Source organism: Prevotella multiformis (assembly GCF_018127985.1).
GTDB lineage: Bacteria > Bacteroidota > Bacteroidia > Bacteroidales > Bacteroidaceae > Prevotella > Prevotella multiformis.
In genome coordinates this window covers 1,122,750-1,139,373 of sequence record NZ_CP072358.1, presented here as the reverse complement: position 1 = coordinate 1,139,373, position 16,624 = coordinate 1,122,750, and the positions used below count along the sequence as shown (strand labels likewise).

The following is a 16,624-nucleotide window of genomic DNA, read 5'->3' as shown; positions in this document are numbered from 1 at the left end:
AGCATTGAAAGGAAAGAATAAGTTGCAGAACGGACGGGAAGGTCAGATCCCCCCACCGCCTTCAAAGTCGGTGTCCAGTATGTCGGTCCTGCTCTGCCTGTACTTCTTCGAACGCGGGCGCATATCCCGGGTGACCCATACATTGGCGCCGATGACGCACCCTTTCCCTATCGTGACACGTCCGAGGACTGTCGCATTGGCATAGACAATCACCCCGTCCTTCAGAATCGGATGGCGGGGAATCCCCTTGATGGGCTTCCCGTCCTTGTCGAGCGGGAAACTCCTGGCACCCAATGTCACGCCCTGATAGAGTTTCACATGATTGCCGATGACGCACGTCGCGCCGATGACGACGCCCGTACCGTGGTCGATCGTGAAATGGGTGCCGATCACGGCGGCCGGATGGATGTCGATGCCGGTCTCAGAATGTGCCAGCTCCGTCATCATGCGCGGAATGAGCGGGACCTGTTCCAGCACCAGTTCATGTGCCAGCCGGTAATTGATGATCGCCTTGACGGCAGGATAGCAGGAGATGACCTCGCCCTGATTGACTGCCGCCGGATCACCGTCGAAGGCCGCCTGTACGTCGGTCGAGAGAATCCTGCGAATGGCCGGGAACCTGGCGATGACGCGCCCGGCAATCATGTCGGCCTCCTCCTGCATGCAGCGGCGCATATCCTCCACATTCGGGCAGTGGCAATCCTCGTCGAAACACAGGCCCGCCATCACCTGGCGGCTGAGCAGCTTGTGCAGCCGCTCTACACTTACTCCTATCTGATATTTGATGGTCTCGATATTGACAGACGACTTCCCGTAAAACCCCGGAAAGAGGATGGAACGCGAAAGGCCGACGATCTCTTCAAGCTCCTTTGCCGAGGGCAGGGGGTCTCCCTCGCGGTGTTCATGGAAAAGACCTTGCAACGCCTCCGGCTCCGAAAGTTCATCCACCGTCTGGATGAGCTGCTGCGTGATGTCCTGTCTGCTCATTGCTGCTTGTATCGAGATGTATTTACGATGCAAAGATAATGATTATTATCGGATTTTTATGTGTTTGTTCAGGAAAAATATGGTAATTTTGCAGCCGTCACCAAGAGATCTGACAGGATGGTCCCGATTCATCAGGAATCTTTCCGGACAGTTACACTTACAAGCAATGAAGTCAAGAATCCTCCCGCTCATCATCAGCATCGTTCTTCCGCTCACCGGCTGTGCAGCAGCATCCGCGTCCCGGCCCGACCGTTCCCGGCGCTCCTACGACGGCATAGACGTATCGCATCATCAGGGAAAGATCGACTGGAAAGAGGTGGCGAGAAACAAGAGCATCCGATTCGTGTACATCAAGGCGACACAAGGGACGACCATCGAGGACGAACATTACGACCGGAACATCAAGGGGGCGCGCCGGCAGGGACTGCGCTGCGGTTCCTATCACTTCCTCTCCTCCTCCACCCCTATCAGGGCACAGTTCCGGCACTTCCGGAAAGTAATCCGGAAACACAGGCAGGACCTGATACCGATGATCGATGTAGAACGCGAAGGGGTAAGAGGATGGACACGCAAACAGGTGCAGGACAGCGTGGCTGCCTTCGCAGGACTCATACGCAGACATTACGGGAAGAAACCGCTGATTTATTCGCAGGCGAACTTCTACAACTCCCACCTTGCGCCCCGATTCAACAGCTACTTCCTTTTCCTGGGCAGATACAATGCCGTGCGTCCGTCCATCAGGGGAGCGGGACACCACAACATCTGGCAGTTCACCGAACGGGGAAAGATCCGGGGAATCCGCGGACATGTGGACCTCGACCGCTTCATGTCGGGAACTTCACTTGCAGACATCCGGCTATAACGCACCTGCGGCACAGGGAAGTGCCCGGCCGCCGGGAACAGGAGTACCGGCCGCCGGGAATGCAGGTACCGGCCACCGGGAACAGGATTCCCAACCGGTTGGGAACACAAGTCCCAGACAGTCGGAAACATTCTCCGCTTTCACATCCGCCCAGACAATAAAGGCAAGCAGCCTCCGTTTCCCATAAAGTACATCCGGGACGGAAGGCCCTGTCAGGAAAAACAACCTATCAAGACAGACAACATGAAAGATCATAAGCCCGACAAACGGCATCCATACGCCGGCCGCAGACCGGCCGGCCTGCTTCGTACCGCACTGCTGGCACTCGCCCTCTTCGCCATGGGGGAAGCACCGGCACAGAGACTTCATGAAGATCCGCCGCTGACCCTCCGCCCACTGCTGCAGCAGCTCGGGACGGAACTCATGCAAGGCAAGAAAGGGAGCATCGTGGCCATCGACCCCGCTACCGGCGAGATACTCTGCATGGTGACGAACTCGCCCGAAGGCCCTGACGATGCGCTCGCCATCGCCACCGCCTACCCTCCCGGATCTACGATAAAACCGGCCCAGGCGCTGGTCTTTCTCTCTGAAGGACTTGTAAAGGCCGATACGAAGATCGCCTGCCACCATGGTTTCCACGAGGGGAACATCAAGGTGAAATGCCACTCCCACTATTCCCCCGAGACACTGACGGGAGCGCTGGCCGTATCGTGCAACACCTGGTTTCTGCAATCGTACCTGACGATGCTGAACGACAGACAGAAATACGGTTCGAAGGAGAAGGCCGTCAGCACATGGCACGACTATCTCGTGAGCATGGGGCTGGGCGGCCCGTCAGGCATCGACATGCCGGGGGAGAAAGGCGGCCTGGTGGCCAATGTGAACTATCTCACACGCCGCTACAAGACAGGATGGGAGCCCAGAACCATCCTGTGGGCCGGGATGGGACAGGGCGACATTACCGTTACCCCGCTCCAGCTCTGCAATCTGGCTGCTTCGATCGCCAACCGCGGTTTCTTCTTCACGCCACACATCCATAAGAACACGGAGTGGTCTCCCCTGCCGCCGCGTTTCCTCACTCCCCATCAGACAAAAGCGCTCCCGGCCGCCTACAACACCGTGATTGCAGGAATGAGACTGGCCGTGACCAAGGGGACGGCCACCGTACTCAACGGGACCTCCTACCCCGTATGCGGGAAGACCGGAACCGCCGAGAATGCCGGCAAAGACCATTCTGCCTTCATCGGTTTCGCTCCCATGAACAACCCGAAGATAGCCATTGCCGTGTACATCGAGCATGGCGGATTCGGAGCCGACACGGCGGCGCCGATAGCCGGTCTGGTCATGGAGAAATACCTGAAGGGAAGACTGAGTCCGAAGTCGACGGCAAGGGCCAGACGGCTGGCACAGATGCAGACAATCGAAAAACAGAATCCTCCTGCCAGATGAAAACGCCATCCTGCGGCGACATCGGGAGGCAGATGCCGTGCGACAGGAGGAGGCTGTCTTCCGCGTTCTATGGAAATGACAGAAACGACAAAGGGCTCGGCAATCTGTTGCCGAACCCTTTGTCGTCTGCATTTCTGCGGACATTGTGCTTGATTTTTGGGCTTCCGCCTCACGGCGTCACCCAATCATCTTGCATCATTGTTATCCTTTAATCAATCTTCTAATTACCTTTAACTAAACCTATCTTCTTGAAACCTGAACAATCTCTTTTGTTCTCCTTAAATTAAATAACTAAAAACCTAAATCTATTACTACTAACCTAAACAATCTATATTTTTTGTCTTTTGACGATGCAAAGGTACGACTGTTTGCGTACACAGCAAAGGTTTTCCATGCGTTTTTCTCATAAATCCGGCATTAATTGACCTACATCAATCTCCCGGGCGCCGGACGATTCCATGCGGAAGAAAAAGACCCGGACATACCCAAGAAACAGCAGAGGAAGGCATGAGAAAAGGCTGTGCCGAGGATGCCGGACCGGCGGAACATCCTTGACACAGCCTCTACAAGGTCTGTGGAACTGTAATATATACCTTAATAGGATAAGGCCGGCAGCCCCCCGGGCAGTCTCTTTGCTGATCCGACTCGGCAGCCGGCGGGCACGGAACTCCCTGAAGATGCCGCGAAAGCACGGATCAGATAAGATACTGGCTGGAGATGCTCTCGTTGTTGAGGACACGCCGGATCGTCTCGGCGAACATATCTGCAACGGAAATCTGCTTCACTTTCGAGCAGCGGGCCGTATAAGGAATGGAATCCGTGAAAACCATCTCTTCCAGCGAAGAAGCTTCCACACGCTCGGTAGCAGGGCCGCTCATCACGCAATGGGAGGCAATGGCGCGGACGCTCCTGGCACCGGCTTCCTTCATGATGTCAGCCGCCTTGGTAATGGTGCCGGCAGTATCTACCATGTCGTCAACGATGATGACATTCTTCCCTTTCACGTCACCGATGATCTGCATGGTGGCGACGACATTGGCACGGGCACGCGTCTTGTTGCAGAGAACCAGCGGACAGCCGAGGTACTTGGCATACGTGTTGGCACGCTTCGAACCGCCGACATCAGGACTGGCGATGACGAGGTCGTCCAGATGCAGGCTCTGCACGTAAGGGAGCAGTACGCCGCTGGCGTAGAGGTGGTCGACAGGAACATTGAAGAAACCCTGAATCTGGTCGGCATGCAGGTCCATCGTCATCATACGGTCGATACCGGCAACACTCAGCAGGTCGGCAACCAGTTTCGCGCCGATGCTCACACGCGGCTTGTCCTTGCGGTCCTGACGGGCCCAGCCGAAGTAAGGGATGACGGCGATGATCTGACGGGCGGAAGCACGCTTGGCAGCGTCGATCATCAGGAGAAGCTCCATGAGATTGTCCGAATTCGGGAAAGTACTCTGCACAAGGAAGACATCCTTTCCGCGGATACTCTGTTCGTAGGAAACGACGAACTCACCGTCGGAGAAGCGAGTCATCACCAGGTTGCCAAGCGGACAGCCGAGGCTGGCACAGATTTTCTCTGCAAGGTATCTTGTCTTCGTGCCAGAGAATACCAAAAAAGAGTTGTTTTCACTCATTTCTTTTCGTTGTTTATATTGATGAGGTATATAAATCTATCGTCACTTCTGCATCTTACTGGCAAAGAGCGCGCAGCTTGCGGAAGTATTCAACGACCGGACTGAAGTTCTGCTCGCTGTGAATGCAGAACCGCTCCCAGAGGTCGTTGCGGATCACCACGCCTCCGAATCCCCGCTCACGGAGAACCGGTATGTCCGCCAGCGTGATTCCGCCCATGGCATAGACGTGCCGGCCGAGAAGTCCCTGCCTGCCGGCTTCGTCCAGTTCCGCATCCGAGAGGACACGCTCCCTGTCGGCTGTCGCCTCACGAGGCTGGTGGATATTCTTCAGAAAGACATAATCCGACTGCTTCTTCATGGCTCTCAGCTGCATCACGTCTTCACACGTCCTGCCTACCGTCCCCTTGTAGCCCGTGGGGACGGCCGCACCTGCACTGTCCAGGTGGATACCGCCCAGTGCAAATTCGTTCTTCGCACAGAAGTGCTGATGGACGATGATCCTGTGATGAAATTCTGAAGGGAGAAGAGAAAGAAGACGTTCCAGATAAAGTGGGGATGTATCTCTCTTCGAGATGTGAAGGCTATCCAGACCCTCCTCGAAGAGCATACCGATGATTTTGTCTTCTTCCACAAAATAAGTGGACTTAGTCATGACGACCAGTTTCATGCCTTTTGTTTATTTGCATTGCAAAGGTAGAGATTATTTCCGATAACTGCAAATTTTTCCTTATATTTGCACCATGAAAGTAAATCCATTGACCTACGACGGACTCTCCCGCCCCATGTACATTCTGGAGGAAAAACGGCTCCGGGATAATCTGAAACTCATCGCCCGGGTAGCGGAAGAGGCGGGTGTAGAGATCATCCTCGCTTTTAAGGCATACGCACTGTGGCGTACATTCCCCATCTTCTGCGAATACATCAGGGCGACCACCGCCTCGTCACTATACGAGGCAAGGCTCGGATTCGAGGAGTTCGGTGCCCCGACGCATACCTTTTCACCGGGCTACACCGATTATGAGATTGATGAGATCGCACGCTGCTCGTCCCACCTCGTCTTCAATTCCCTGACACAATACGAGCGTTACCACGTCCGGGCCAGGATGGGAAACAGCCGGCTGAGCCTCGGACTGCGTGTCAACCCTGAGTATTCAGAGGTCGAGACGCTCATCTACAATCCCTGCGCACCGGGCACACGCTTCGGCATCACTTCAGAGAAACTGCCCGACAGACTGCCTGCCGACGTAGACGGATTCCATGTACACTGCCACTGCGAAAGCGGAAGCGACGTCTTTGAACGCACTCTGACACGCATCGAAGGACGATTCGCCAGGTGGTTCCCGCAGCTGAAATGGATCAACTTCGGCGGCGGACACCTCATGACGCGGAAAGACTATGATGTCCCGCGGCTTATCCGTACGCTCCGCGGATTCAAGGAACGCTACCCGTGGATCAAGGTCATACTCGAGCCCGGCAGCGCCTTTGCCTGGCAGACCGGACCGCTGGTGGCACAGGTGGTAGACGTAGTGGAAGACCACGGCATCAAGACCGCCATCCTGAACGTCAGCTTCAGCTGTCACATGCCCGACTGCCTGGAGATGCCTTACCACCCCGCCATCCGCAATGCCCGTCTGGCCGACGAAGACGGAAGCGCCAGGGGAGAGCACACCTACCGGATGGGGGCTAACAGCTGCCTGAGCGGCGACTGGATGGGGTCATGGACATTCGACCATGCCTTGCAGACAGGAGAGAACATCATCTTTGAAGACATGCTTCACTACACGACGGTCAAGACCACCATGTTCAACGGCATCAGCCATCCCGCCATCGCCCTGCTCCACGTTGACAACGAACTGGAGATGCTGCGTGAATATAGCTATGAGGATTATCGGGACAGAATGGATTAATGGCACATTCTTTGCTGTCTTGACGATGTAAGAAAACAACTATCAAGGAGGATGAATTATGGCATTTATAGACTACTATAAGATCCTGGGCGTAGACCGGAACATCCCGCAGAAGGATGTACGGGCAGCCTACAGGAAACGTGCAAAGCAGTTCCACCCGGACCTTCACCCCAACGATCCGAAAGCAAAGGCCAAGTTCCAGGCGCTCAGCGAGGCGTTCGAGGTCATCGGCGATCCAGAGAAACGTGCCAAGTACGACAAGTACGGTGAACAATGGCGCAATGCCGAAGCCTATGAACAGGCCGGCGGATTCGGCGGATTCCAAGGAGAGCAAGGCGGCGGACAGGCTGGCGGAAATCCGTTCAGCGGATTCGACTTCAGCAGCTTCGGAAGCGGCGGGAGCGGATTCAGCAGCTTCTTCCAGGACCTGTTCGGTGGCGGAAGCCGGCGCCGGGCGGCAGGAGCCGGCACCGGGCGGACATACAGGCAGCAGCCGCCGGGGCAGATGGAGGCCAACGTCGGCATCGATCTCTACACCGCTCTTCTGGGAGGCGAGATCATCATCCAGCTGTCCAGCGGACAGAAGCTGAAGCTGAAAGTAAAGCCGCTGACGCAAGGCGGAACGAAAGTCCGGCTGCGCGGGAAAGGCTATGACCGGGGCGACGGCACCTTCGGCGACCTCATCATCACGTACAACGTGAAGCTGCCGGATCACCTGACTGATCATCAGAAAGAACTGATTGAACAGATGAGAAGGGAAGGCTGACGGCAAAGGGCGCACGTGACTTCCACCGGAACTTCCCACGGCGGGAGTGTGCGCACGCACGACGAGAAGGGACTGTCTTCTTCAAGCAAAGGGGCATGCCGGAGTGTACAGACACTCCGGCATGCCCCTTTTCCGTGCTGCTTACAGGGACAGAATACGTGCTCACCGCCCTCCGGGCTTATACCATTGTCTTGCTCCAGTCTGCTGAAGGAGAGCATCGGTCATCGGAAGGCCAGGACCAGCTGGCGGCCAGCCAGCACGGCGACAAAGCCAAGAAAGAGGGAGGCGAAAAGATAAAGAACAGACGTAGAGAAGTCATCTCCGTCCTTCATCAGCATGACATTCTCGTTCATGAAGGTGGAGAACGTGGTAAAACCACCGCAGAATCCCGTGGCAAGCAGGAGGCGGACGGCAGGGCTGATGCTGCTCTCACTGCCTGACAGTGAAGAGACGATGCCTATCAGAAAGCAGCCCAGAACATTCACCACCATAGTCCCCAAAGGGAAAGACCCTGCCACACACAGCTGAAGATACTTTGAAACGACCATCCTCAGGCTGCCGCCTGCGAAGCTGCCGATTCCGACCAGCAATATATCCTTGAACATCTTGATTATCTGAATTATAATACATTCTCAGGAATCGATGCAGTCCGCCGCCTGCATATAGGATTCCGTTCTTTTCCTGCAAGTATCCATATTCTCCGGACAGCATGCCCGATTCCACGCAACAATCCGGCGACAGGGACATTACCATCCGCACAGAGAGAAACCGGTCGCCGGTACAGGGAACAGGGTTCCCGATACATTGGGAACCCTGTTCCCAACGACTGGGAACATTGTTCCCAACGGCCGGGAACCGTATTCCCATATAATCGTTCTGCCGAGCCCGAGAAAGTGTCAGGCTGTTCAGAACACCAGGTTGAAGCCGAACCTGACGCCCCCTTTCGAGATACCCGGCACATGCGTGTAAGTGAGGCGGCGCACATAATCGACCTCCAGACACTTGAAGATGTTGTGTACACCCACCACCAGCTCCAGATAAGGGTCGTGCGTCATCACCCGTGTCCCTTCCGGGAACTTATACAGGTCGGGGTCGTTGGCATTCTGTGGCAGGTAGGGATTGTTCTTGTCCGTCAGGTGTCCCCACATCCCCTTGAACGCCAAGTACTCACGCCACTTCAGTTTCTTGATGAGCGGAAGACGGTTGAAGAGCTTGCCTTCCAAGTCCCATGCAAGGTTGAACTGGGCATACCGGTCGTTGAGGAACTCGAGGCTCTGCATGAGGTTGAACGTCCCCTGGTGTTCAAAATAGGAGGTATTGACCGGCGGCGTAATGAGGAACTGGAACGGCACCTTGCTCCATTGCGCCCCCCCTTCCACACGGGTATCAATATGTCCCCAGCTGCCCAGCCAGAACCGTTTATAGACGGATACTTCCGTAAGACTGCTGTGGAAATTGCCGCCCAGCACATGGCGGAGCCCCAGCGTATGCTTCACTCTGAACTCCGGCGCGTCGAGGTTGACTTCCATGCGCTGCTGCTTGGAATTGACATAGCTCTGCCCGGGGCGGAAGTCGAGGCCGAGAATCACCTCCGTCATGCGCATCCGGTCTATCAACGTCCCGTCCATCTTCTCGTAGACGAGCCTGCCCGTAGGTCTGTTGACCTCCGTACGCAGTTCAAGACTGGTTGCCAGACCGTAGTCCGTCTCCCACATGAAATTGATTTTCTGGCGGTTGTAGAAGTACATCTTCTCCACCTTTACAGGACGGAAAGTCATGAAGATGTTGTCCTTGTTATGTATCAGATATTTATCCGACGGCGATTCGACATCCTTGTTCAGTTCTACCGATACCGTCCGGATAGGGAACTCGATAGGCTGGTAATCGGGCTTGTTGAACGAGTAAGTCACCTTGGCATCATAGTAATTGCGGTGCGACTTCGTGCCATACGCATAATAGCCTTCAAAGAACCAATGGGGATTGAACTTGGCAGTGGTGCGGGCTGAAGCACGGAGACGGATGCCGTCGACGAAATTCTTGGACAGGAAGGTATTGACCGGACCGAGGTCTACCTTGCTTGGTGTTTTCTCCGTTCCTGTCTCGATGAAGTTCTCGATAAACGCCTTTGACGCGAACATGACCCACTTGAAGTGCCTGGTCTTCGCCATGCGCTGGATGAAAGAATCCATCCCCGCCTCACTCTTCGTCAGCTGGCTTGTGCGGCGGGCCGCCCAGAAATCGCTGTCACGCATCTTGGCATTGGCATCATAGACGATCTTCGCCCTGCCTTTGAAGCGCCTGTCGTCGATCGGGTTGAAGGCATAGTGCGTCATGCCCGTTGTCCGGATGACGACAGCCCGCTGCAGGAAGTCCGTCAGCTTCAATTCGGCGATCATGTTGTCCGTCGTCAGCGCCCACTCGCCATTGTCCAGTCTGGAGAACTCCTGCTCGAACTTCATGGCATCTACGAAGTTCACGCCGGTGCCGGCAGGCAGCTGCATATCACATTTCTTCACGTGCAGCGAACTGTCGTTCAGCACGTACAGTTCACCACGGAAGCCGAAATCCTGCTGGTTGGCCGGCATGAACTGCAGACGGATACACTGGTCCTGATTCACATAGACCGTATCGTCGATATAGAAGTGATAGAACGAAATGGCCGTAGAGCCGATCGGTGACGGGAAACGCTTCTGGAGAAGGTCAATCTGGTCGTCGTAGAGGTCGATGTCCTTGAACAGGTCTTTTACGACCGTGTTCAGAGCTTCTCCCGTCTGGATCAGTTTCGAGATGCCCTTCGTGGACTGTCCCAGTACAATATCCTTTTCATCGCATGGATTCTTGCGGTAAATATGCTGTGTGAGAGTCTCGTCCACAGAGAGCGGAAGGATCAGCTTGTTGTTATAAGGACAGGTCTCCACCTGGTCGAGAAGCCAGGGAGCTTTCTTGAACAGGGAGCTTTCCAGATCATCGGGGGTGAGATTGTTGACCGCCATCGTCACCTTCTGGTACTTGTCGTACTGGTAATAGTCGTGGTTCTCAAGATGTGTCTGCTTCTTGGCAGCAATGACACGCCGCATGAGTTCCACCGCCGGATTGTCCTTGCGGGAATACTTGTGCCTGCGTTTGGCTTTTACCACGACTCCCTGCAGCTGCCTTGAATCGGCTATAAGCGTCACGTGGAGTTCCCTTGGTGTCGCCGAAGTGACCTTTATGCGGCGCGGCTTGTAGCCGACGGCCGTCACGGTAAGCAGTTCTCCTGCCTTTCTTTCGATGGAAAAGTGTCCGTTGGCATCACTGGCTGCCCCCTTCTTCAGATTACGGTAGATGGCATTGGCATACGGGATGCTGTCGCCGGTCTGGGAATCAACCACATAACACTGAAGCAACGTACTGTCTACCACGGCTGGGGGCGCCGTCTCCCCGGACAGGGAGTCCATCATCTGGAGAAGCGAATCGGTGACCATCGCCATCGAGTCGGCCTTCATCAGAAGAGAGTCCTTGCCCAGCGACAGAGAATCACCTCGCATAGGGACGGTATCTGCCGCAACATACAGGAAAGTGAAAGTGCGTGCCTGCACCGTCAGAAACGCACACAGGAAAAGGACCGAGAGGCAGAATCTCCCCCCAACCCTCCATGCACTTGTCTTTTTCTTATCCGACAGGGAACGTGAAAGGCCCTGTCTGTCGAGATCTGGTAATCTGCTCATTTCGTGCTTCTGTTTTAGTAGAGCGCAGGATCGTCCTGCACTGTTATCCTGCATCAAGGACAGGCCGCAGCTTCTGGAGGTTACAGAGAAACCCTCCCGCAGGCCGTGTCCGTGCTAATCGATTTCCTCGTCAGCTTCATACCCTCCCATTTCCCGGATGGCATTCTTCAGCATCGTGTACTGTTCGAAGAGGTTGTTGACTGCTTCCTCACCACGTGTGAAATCGTGCATAGGACTTTTGAGGAAGAAGCTCAGGAACCGCTGGATGCCATAACGGCCGGCACGTGCCGCAAGATCGGAGAGCAGTGCGAGGTCGAGAAGCAGCGGTGCTGCGAGGATGGAGTCGCGGCAGAGGAAATTGATCTTTATCTGCATGGGGTAACCCATCCAGCCGAATATATCAATGTTGTCCCATCCCTCCTTGTTGTCATTGCGGGGAGGATAATAGTTGATGCGCACCTTATGGTAAATGTCTCCATAGAGGTCGGGCTGGTCATCGGCCTTGCAGATCGTCTCAAGGGTAGACAGCTTGCTGACTTCCTTTGTATGGAAATTGGCGGGTTCGTCAAGCACCAGACCGTCACGGTTGCCCAGGATGTTGGTAGAGAACCAGCCGGCCAGCCCGAGGTTGCGGGTCTTGATGATGGGTGCGAAGCCCGACTTGACCAGCGTCTGCCCCGTCTTGAAGTCCTTGCCGGCAATCGGCATGTGCGTCTTCTCTGCCAGTTCCCACATGGCCGGTATGTCAACCGTCGTGTTCGGAGCGCCCATGACGAACGGACACCCCTCTGCCAGCGCCGCATAGGCATAGCACATGGACGGTGCGATGTGCGCGCGGTCGTCTGACTTCATGGCCATTTCCAACTGGCCGAGCGTCTTGTGATACTGCTCATCATAAGGGACATAGATTTCCGTAGATGCAGCCCAGATGACAACGATACGCGCACAGCCGTTCTGCTGCTTGAAATTACGGATGTCCTTCTGCAGCTCCAGTACCATATCCCAGCGTGTCTGACAGTCCTTGACATTGTCACCATCCAGGCGTTTGGCGTAGTTTCTGTCAAAAGCAGCCTTCATCGGCCTGATAGCCATCAGTTCCTCACGTACCGGTTCTATATCTTTCGCCTTCAGGACTTCGGCATATACCGCAGCCTGATACGCATTCTGGGGATAGACATCCCATGTGCCGAAGACAATATCTTTCAAATCCGCCAACGGGACAATGTCCTTATAATGAAGATACTGCTTGGCATCCCTTCGTCCCACACGGATCTTATCGTATTGGGTCATGGAACCGACAGGTTTCGTAAGACCCTTGCGTGCCATCAATACCCCGGTCATAAAAGTCGTAGCAACTGCGCCGCAACCAACGACCATAATACCCAATTTGCCTTCAGCAGGCATGACATCTGTTTGCTTCATGTGACTTTACTACAATATTATTCTAACGTATTCATGCGGCATATATTGCCTTTGTGCAGATTATAATTCATCTAAACTTCTGATGATACGGTCTGCCACGCACATGACAGGCGCTTCTTCCGTCCATCCTTCTCCCTTCAGCCACACCGTCTTGCAGCCGATTTCATGGGCAGGCAGGATGTCTTTCGTATAGCCGTCCCCCACGACCGTCACATTCTCGGGCTTTTCCTTCATTTCCGCCACCGCCAGACGGAATATCTGCGGGTCGGGTTTCCGCACACCGGCGACGGCACTCTCGGTGACGGTCTCGAAGAGAGAAGACAGTCCGAACTCGTCAAGGACGACCGCCATATTGCCATAGAAATTTGTCACCAGTCCCAGTCTGTGCCGCCTCCTCAGCCGCTCGAGCACCCTCCGGCTCGCTTCCGTGTTCTCCTTCACCTTATCATACAGGTCATTCACGAGGGCGGCCTGTACACGTCCGTTCGTCTGCCCATCAGCAGGCAGACTTCCCTTTCCGGTCAGGAATGCGATTTCCATCCTCAGCTTCGCCGCCAGCATCTGCCGGAAAGTGAAGTCCGGCCGGATGATCTTCTGCTGTCCCAAAGTGCGTTCAGCGTACACGTAGGCTTCACGGAACTGGGCTTCCGTAACCGGGATACGGAGCCTTTCATAGGCGTGCCACAGCATTCTGCCCCAGTGACAGCCGGCCGTATCGAGCGTCCCCCCGAAGTCGAAGAGGAAAACAGCCGGCACTTTCCCGGTTACCGCTTCACCCGGGAGCCGTACGGAAGCCGGTGGAAAGGGTGTTCTATCTGTCTCTTTGCTCATGAACTGATGATAAGGAATGATTGAGAAGGAGGGAAGATGCACGGCAAGACCATGTCCCGGTCAACGCACCCCGGCATGCTCTACCTCTTTACCGGAGAAAGGCGGAAGAGAGCGGGTCAGCTCCCTGCACAGCGCTTCATGCCGTCTGTGCATATAGACATACAACACATTATACACTGTAATCTCACACAAGAGATAAACCCACGGACAGTCCAGCAGGCAGGTCACATAAACGAGGATCGCCCGGCTATTGAAGGTCAGGAAATTCGTGTAGGGCATCAGAGGACGGCTGCCGGCCAGGAAACGATCCTTCATCCCCTGCGGTACATTGCCGATACTGCCATACCGTCGCATCAAGGCCACATGGAACTGCTGGAAAGCAGGGGTCCTGCGCTCCTGACTCCGGCAATAATGCTGATAATTGCCGTGGAAGGCACGGTCCCAGAAAGCCCCTTCCTTCCCCTTCAATCCCTCTGCTATGGCGTGTTCCCGGGCGTATGTGTCCAGCTCGGAGCCCTCCTTTCCTTTCAGGAAACAGAGATGTATCTGCCGGTAATAGTCGCTCAGCGAACTCTGGGGGGAATGGCACAACAGACCCGCCACGGCCGCCAGTCCCAGCCCCAGGACGCCCCATGTCTCCGCCGTATACGGCACATGCCGGTCCCACAGACGAAACACCAGGGCGAGATAGATGGCAAAGAACCACACGTCACCGGCAAAGCCATCCAGACAACGCCCCTTCATCGACTGCTGCCGGGTGAGCCGGGCAAGCTGACCGTCTGTCGAATCGCAGAAATTTGCCAGCATCAGCAGGAGAATGCCCAGCACGTTATGCAGCGTATCGGTGAAGAAGAACATGACACCCGCCCCTACTCCGAGGAAGATAGACAGAATGGTTACGGCATTGGGAGTCACCCCCAGGCGATACCACAGCAAGGCAAACGCCAGTCCGATGGGACGTGTGAAATGAACATCCAGCCATTCCTCGGTGTCCATGGACTTGAAGGAAGCATGGAGAAGAGAACGGAACCCCGTGCGGCGGACGGTTCCGTCGCCCTGATTTTGTACTGAAACGACCTGTTCTTCCTCCAGAGAGAGGGGGAGCGCAGGTCCGTCCTGTCGATTCTTTGCCATAGGTTCTTGAAGAATTAAAAGCTGTTATGGGCGAGCGTTTTCAGACAACATTACAATCGCCCTTGCCGCCTCCTCCCTGCACCGGGAGAAGCTCGGCCAGTCGTTGAAGTCGACAATCACGTAGTCGCCGCTGCGTGTGACGATGGCATCCCCGCCGTACACCGCCGTATGCAGCAGCCGCGACAGCTTCTCCGCATCCGCCTGCAGGCTGCGGGAAGAGAACGGGTAATGATGCGGCCTGCCGTTCAGACGCTCATCGCCGAACTTGGTCTCGTCATCGTCGCCGGGGTAACAGCAACGGAAGAAACCGGTTCCTTCGACACCATAGAACTTGACAAGGTCTCCTCTCACGTGCGCCTGGACGACGACCTCCCGAACGCCACGCTGCACGAAACGGTCCTTTGCCCGCAGCAGTTCATGCTCATCACGGCAGAAACACACGTCTTCCCTGCACTGTGCGGCGGCATCTCCGCGCTTCACCCAGTAGCCGTCCGGCCCCTCGTCAGGCGGAAGAGGAAGATGATTCTCACGCATCACCTTCTCTATATTGCTCCGGCTGCAGGCCCGCACACCCGCCGTCGGGTTGAGAACCCGCATGCCTTCCTTCTCCAACCGCTCCAGCCTGTCCAGTGCTTCAGCGCTGCGCGCCATCGAGAAGATCCGGCCGCCGGCCGCTGACGACACTGGCCGACTCCAGGGAACCGGCTGACCACCGTGGCCTCCGAAAGCCGCCAGCTCTTCCTCGCGGACGATGCTTACGTTCCCCAGAATCCGTCCGACCTCCTGCAAAATCGCCAGATCCTTCCCTACCGAGTTAGGAGAAAAGCGTTCTGCACGCTGTACCAGCAGAATCCTCTCCCTGTCGCCAGGGACAGAGCCTGCGGCGATCCCCCCTTTCTCTTTCTGAAGAGAAGGCGAGCGCAGAGCCGCCTTCCGTATGTCTTCTGCATGGTCAATGTCGAACACCTGTGTCAGCGGATAAGCTTCTATCCGCAGCCCGTCCGCAACAAGGGCACGCTGGAAACTGCGCATCCGACTATCTCCCCGCTCCACGCAACGCTCCAGAACAGAGAGGGTCCCGGGGGTCAGACCATAGATGCCGGCTGACACAAAACGGAAACCGGGACGAGCCGTGTCGTAATACCCCCTGACCCGCATATCGCCGTCAACATCCACATAGAGCGGTTTCTCGTCGTCGATGTAATCCGTGACGCCCATCAGCGCATCCGCCCCCCGGGCTGTCCGGTCCTGGAAAGACGACACATAATCGTGAAACTCCCGCTCGTCAAAGACCGTATCAACCGTTGTCAGGATGAACGGCTCCCCCTGCAGGAACGTGCGTAAAGCATAGAAGCTGTGCATCGAACTGGGAGTAGACCGTGTCACATAACGCAGCGGGACAGGCTGTCCGTACAGGCCTTCCCGCTGAATGACCGACAGATGGCGTGCCACGGCAGGCAGATGCCTGTTACAGACAACGACGATCTCCGCAGCACCATTCGCCATGAAGATCCTGACCAGCCGGTCGATGAGCCGTTCCTCCCCCACCCTTACCAGCGGCTTCGGGTCGGTTATCCCCTCCAGTGCCAGTCTTGAACCGTCTCCGGCAGCGATTATAGCGAATTTCATTACTTTAAAATTACCTGTTTTATCCGGTCACCACATCTGTTCCGTCCGAAAAGCCGGCTCCTTGCCTGCAAAGGCGCTGCACGCTCTGCGGAACCGTCCGCAAACGGAGAACCGCTCTGCGCAGCCAGCCCGGCACATGCCATCCCGCCGCAGCTTTCCACGGTACGATCGCACCGGCAACGGCATCGCACGCCCGCCGGCGCAAGTCCCTCCTTCTTCCCTTCCTGAGGCGGCTGCCGGGCAACAGGCGGCCGACATCCCCGGCGGTCGTCATCCAGCGAACCGAAGCACCGACG

Annotated in this window: 13 protein-coding genes; 4 read left to right on the top strand and 9 right to left on the bottom strand. The window is 55.9% G+C overall.

Annotated features, from left to right (window positions below; genetic code table 11):
- Positions 1–42: 42 nt before the first annotated feature.
- Positions 43–987 carry a serine O-acetyltransferase gene (locus tag J4864_RS10700; protein WP_211814864.1) on the bottom strand — a complete coding sequence of 315 codons (945 nt, stop codon included), beginning with the start codon at positions 985–987 and terminating at the stop codon, positions 43–45.
- Between the two features lie 166 nt (positions 988–1,153).
- Here J4864_RS10700 and J4864_RS10695 point away from each other — a divergent pair, with 166 nt between their 5' ends.
- A complete protein-coding gene (locus J4864_RS10695; protein ID WP_211814863.1) occupies positions 1,154–1,849 on the top strand; it encodes a glycoside hydrolase family 25 protein in 696 nt (231 codons plus the stop codon).
- A 339-nt stretch (positions 1,850–2,188) separates the two neighbouring features.
- A complete protein-coding gene (locus tag J4864_RS10690) occupies positions 2,189–3,298 on the top strand; it encodes a penicillin-binding transpeptidase domain-containing protein (RefSeq protein WP_246479537.1) in 1,110 nt (369 codons plus the stop codon).
- A gap of 695 nt (positions 3,299–3,993) precedes the next feature.
- Here the strand turns inward: J4864_RS10690 and J4864_RS10685 are convergent.
- Entirely contained in the window at positions 3,994–4,932 is a 939-nt protein-coding gene (locus tag J4864_RS10685; protein ID WP_007367441.1) for a ribose-phosphate pyrophosphokinase, read from the bottom strand.
- Positions 4,933–4,987: 55 nt separating this feature from the next.
- Positions 4,988–5,599, bottom strand: a complete 612-nt coding sequence (locus J4864_RS10680; RefSeq protein ID WP_211814861.1) for a thiamine phosphate synthase — start codon at positions 5,597–5,599, stop codon at positions 4,988–4,990.
- Positions 5,600–5,672: 73 nt separating this feature from the next.
- Between J4864_RS10680 and nspC the strand changes: the two genes are divergently transcribed.
- Both nspC and J4864_RS10670 read left to right on the top strand, forming a co-directional pair.
- The gene (gene nspC, locus J4864_RS10675; protein WP_211814860.1) at positions 5,673–6,839 is read left to right on the top strand and encodes a carboxynorspermidine decarboxylase; all 1,167 of its coding nucleotides are present in this window, start codon (positions 5,673–5,675) and stop codon (positions 6,837–6,839) included.
- 58 nt (positions 6,840–6,897) lie between these two features.
- Entirely contained in the window at positions 6,898–7,605 is a 708-nt protein-coding gene (locus J4864_RS10670; RefSeq protein ID WP_211814859.1) for a DnaJ domain-containing protein, read from the top strand.
- Positions 7,606–7,826: 221 nt separating this feature from the next.
- On the opposite strand, the gene crcB is transcribed toward J4864_RS10670, so the two are convergent.
- The 6 genes from crcB to J4864_RS10640 all read right to left on the bottom strand — a co-directional run bounded on the left by crcB (position 7,827) and on the right by J4864_RS10640 (position 16,328).
- Positions 7,827–8,210: a fluoride efflux transporter CrcB gene (gene crcB / locus J4864_RS10665; RefSeq protein WP_007367437.1), complete on the bottom strand. Its 384-nt coding sequence runs from the start codon at positions 8,208–8,210 to the stop codon at positions 7,827–7,829.
- Positions 8,211–8,510: 300 nt separating this feature from the next.
- Positions 8,511–11,132: a DUF5686 and carboxypeptidase-like regulatory domain-containing protein gene (locus J4864_RS10660; RefSeq protein WP_394371016.1), complete on the bottom strand. Its 2,622-nt coding sequence runs from the start codon at positions 11,130–11,132 to the stop codon at positions 8,511–8,513.
- A gap of 294 nt (positions 11,133–11,426) precedes the next feature.
- Positions 11,427–12,734: an inositol-3-phosphate synthase gene (locus J4864_RS10655; RefSeq protein ID WP_211814857.1), complete on the bottom strand. Its 1,308-nt coding sequence runs from the start codon at positions 12,732–12,734 to the stop codon at positions 11,427–11,429.
- 60 nt (positions 12,735–12,794) lie between these two features.
- Positions 12,795–13,565, bottom strand: a complete 771-nt coding sequence (locus J4864_RS10650) for an HAD family hydrolase (RefSeq protein ID WP_246479464.1) — start codon at positions 13,563–13,565, stop codon at positions 12,795–12,797.
- A 60-nt stretch (positions 13,566–13,625) separates the two neighbouring features.
- On the bottom strand, positions 13,626–14,561 hold the full coding sequence (locus J4864_RS10645; protein WP_211815419.1) for a CDP-alcohol phosphatidyltransferase family protein: 936 nt from the start codon (positions 14,559–14,561) through the stop codon (positions 13,626–13,628).
- 162 nt (positions 14,562–14,723) lie between these two features.
- On the bottom strand, positions 14,724–16,328 hold the full coding sequence (locus J4864_RS10640) for a sugar phosphate nucleotidyltransferase (protein ID WP_211814856.1): 1,605 nt from the start codon (positions 16,326–16,328) through the stop codon (positions 14,724–14,726).
- Positions 16,329–16,624 lie beyond the last annotated feature (296 nt).

Coding starts and splice junctions, on each gene's coding strand:
- J4864_RS10650 (WP_246479464.1), bottom strand. CDS start 13,565: ATGAGCAAAGAGACAGATAGAACACCCTTTCCACCGGCTTCCGTACGG.
- J4864_RS10680 (WP_211814861.1), bottom strand. CDS start 5,599: ATGAAACTGGTCGTCATGACTAAGTCCACTTATTTTGTGGAAGAAGAC.
- J4864_RS10655 (WP_211814857.1), bottom strand. CDS start 12,734: ATGAAGCAAACAGATGTCATGCCTGCTGAAGGCAAATTGGGTATTATG.
- J4864_RS10660 (WP_394371016.1), bottom strand. CDS start 11,132: ATGCGAGGTGATTCTCTGTCGCTGGGCAAGGACTCTCTTCTGATGAAG.
- J4864_RS10690 (WP_246479537.1), top strand. CDS start 2,189: ATGGGGGAAGCACCGGCACAGAGACTTCATGAAGATCCGCCGCTGACC.
- J4864_RS10670 (WP_211814859.1), top strand. CDS start 6,898: ATGGCATTTATAGACTACTATAAGATCCTGGGCGTAGACCGGAACATC.
- J4864_RS10700 (WP_211814864.1), bottom strand. CDS start 987: ATGAGCAGACAGGACATCACGCAGCAGCTCATCCAGACGGTGGATGAA.
- J4864_RS10695 (WP_211814863.1), top strand. CDS start 1,154: ATGAAGTCAAGAATCCTCCCGCTCATCATCAGCATCGTTCTTCCGCTC.
- J4864_RS10640 (WP_211814856.1), bottom strand. CDS start 16,328: ATGAAATTCGCTATAATCGCTGCCGGAGACGGTTCAAGACTGGCACTG.
- nspC (WP_211814860.1), top strand. CDS start 5,673: ATGAAAGTAAATCCATTGACCTACGACGGACTCTCCCGCCCCATGTAC.
- J4864_RS10685 (WP_007367441.1), bottom strand. CDS start 4,932: ATGAGTGAAAACAACTCTTTTTTGGTATTCTCTGGCACGAAGACAAGA.
- crcB (WP_007367437.1), bottom strand. CDS start 8,210: ATGTTCAAGGATATATTGCTGGTCGGAATCGGCAGCTTCGCAGGCGGC.
- J4864_RS10645 (WP_211815419.1), bottom strand. CDS start 14,561: ATGGACACCGAGGAATGGCTGGATGTTCATTTCACACGTCCCATCGGA.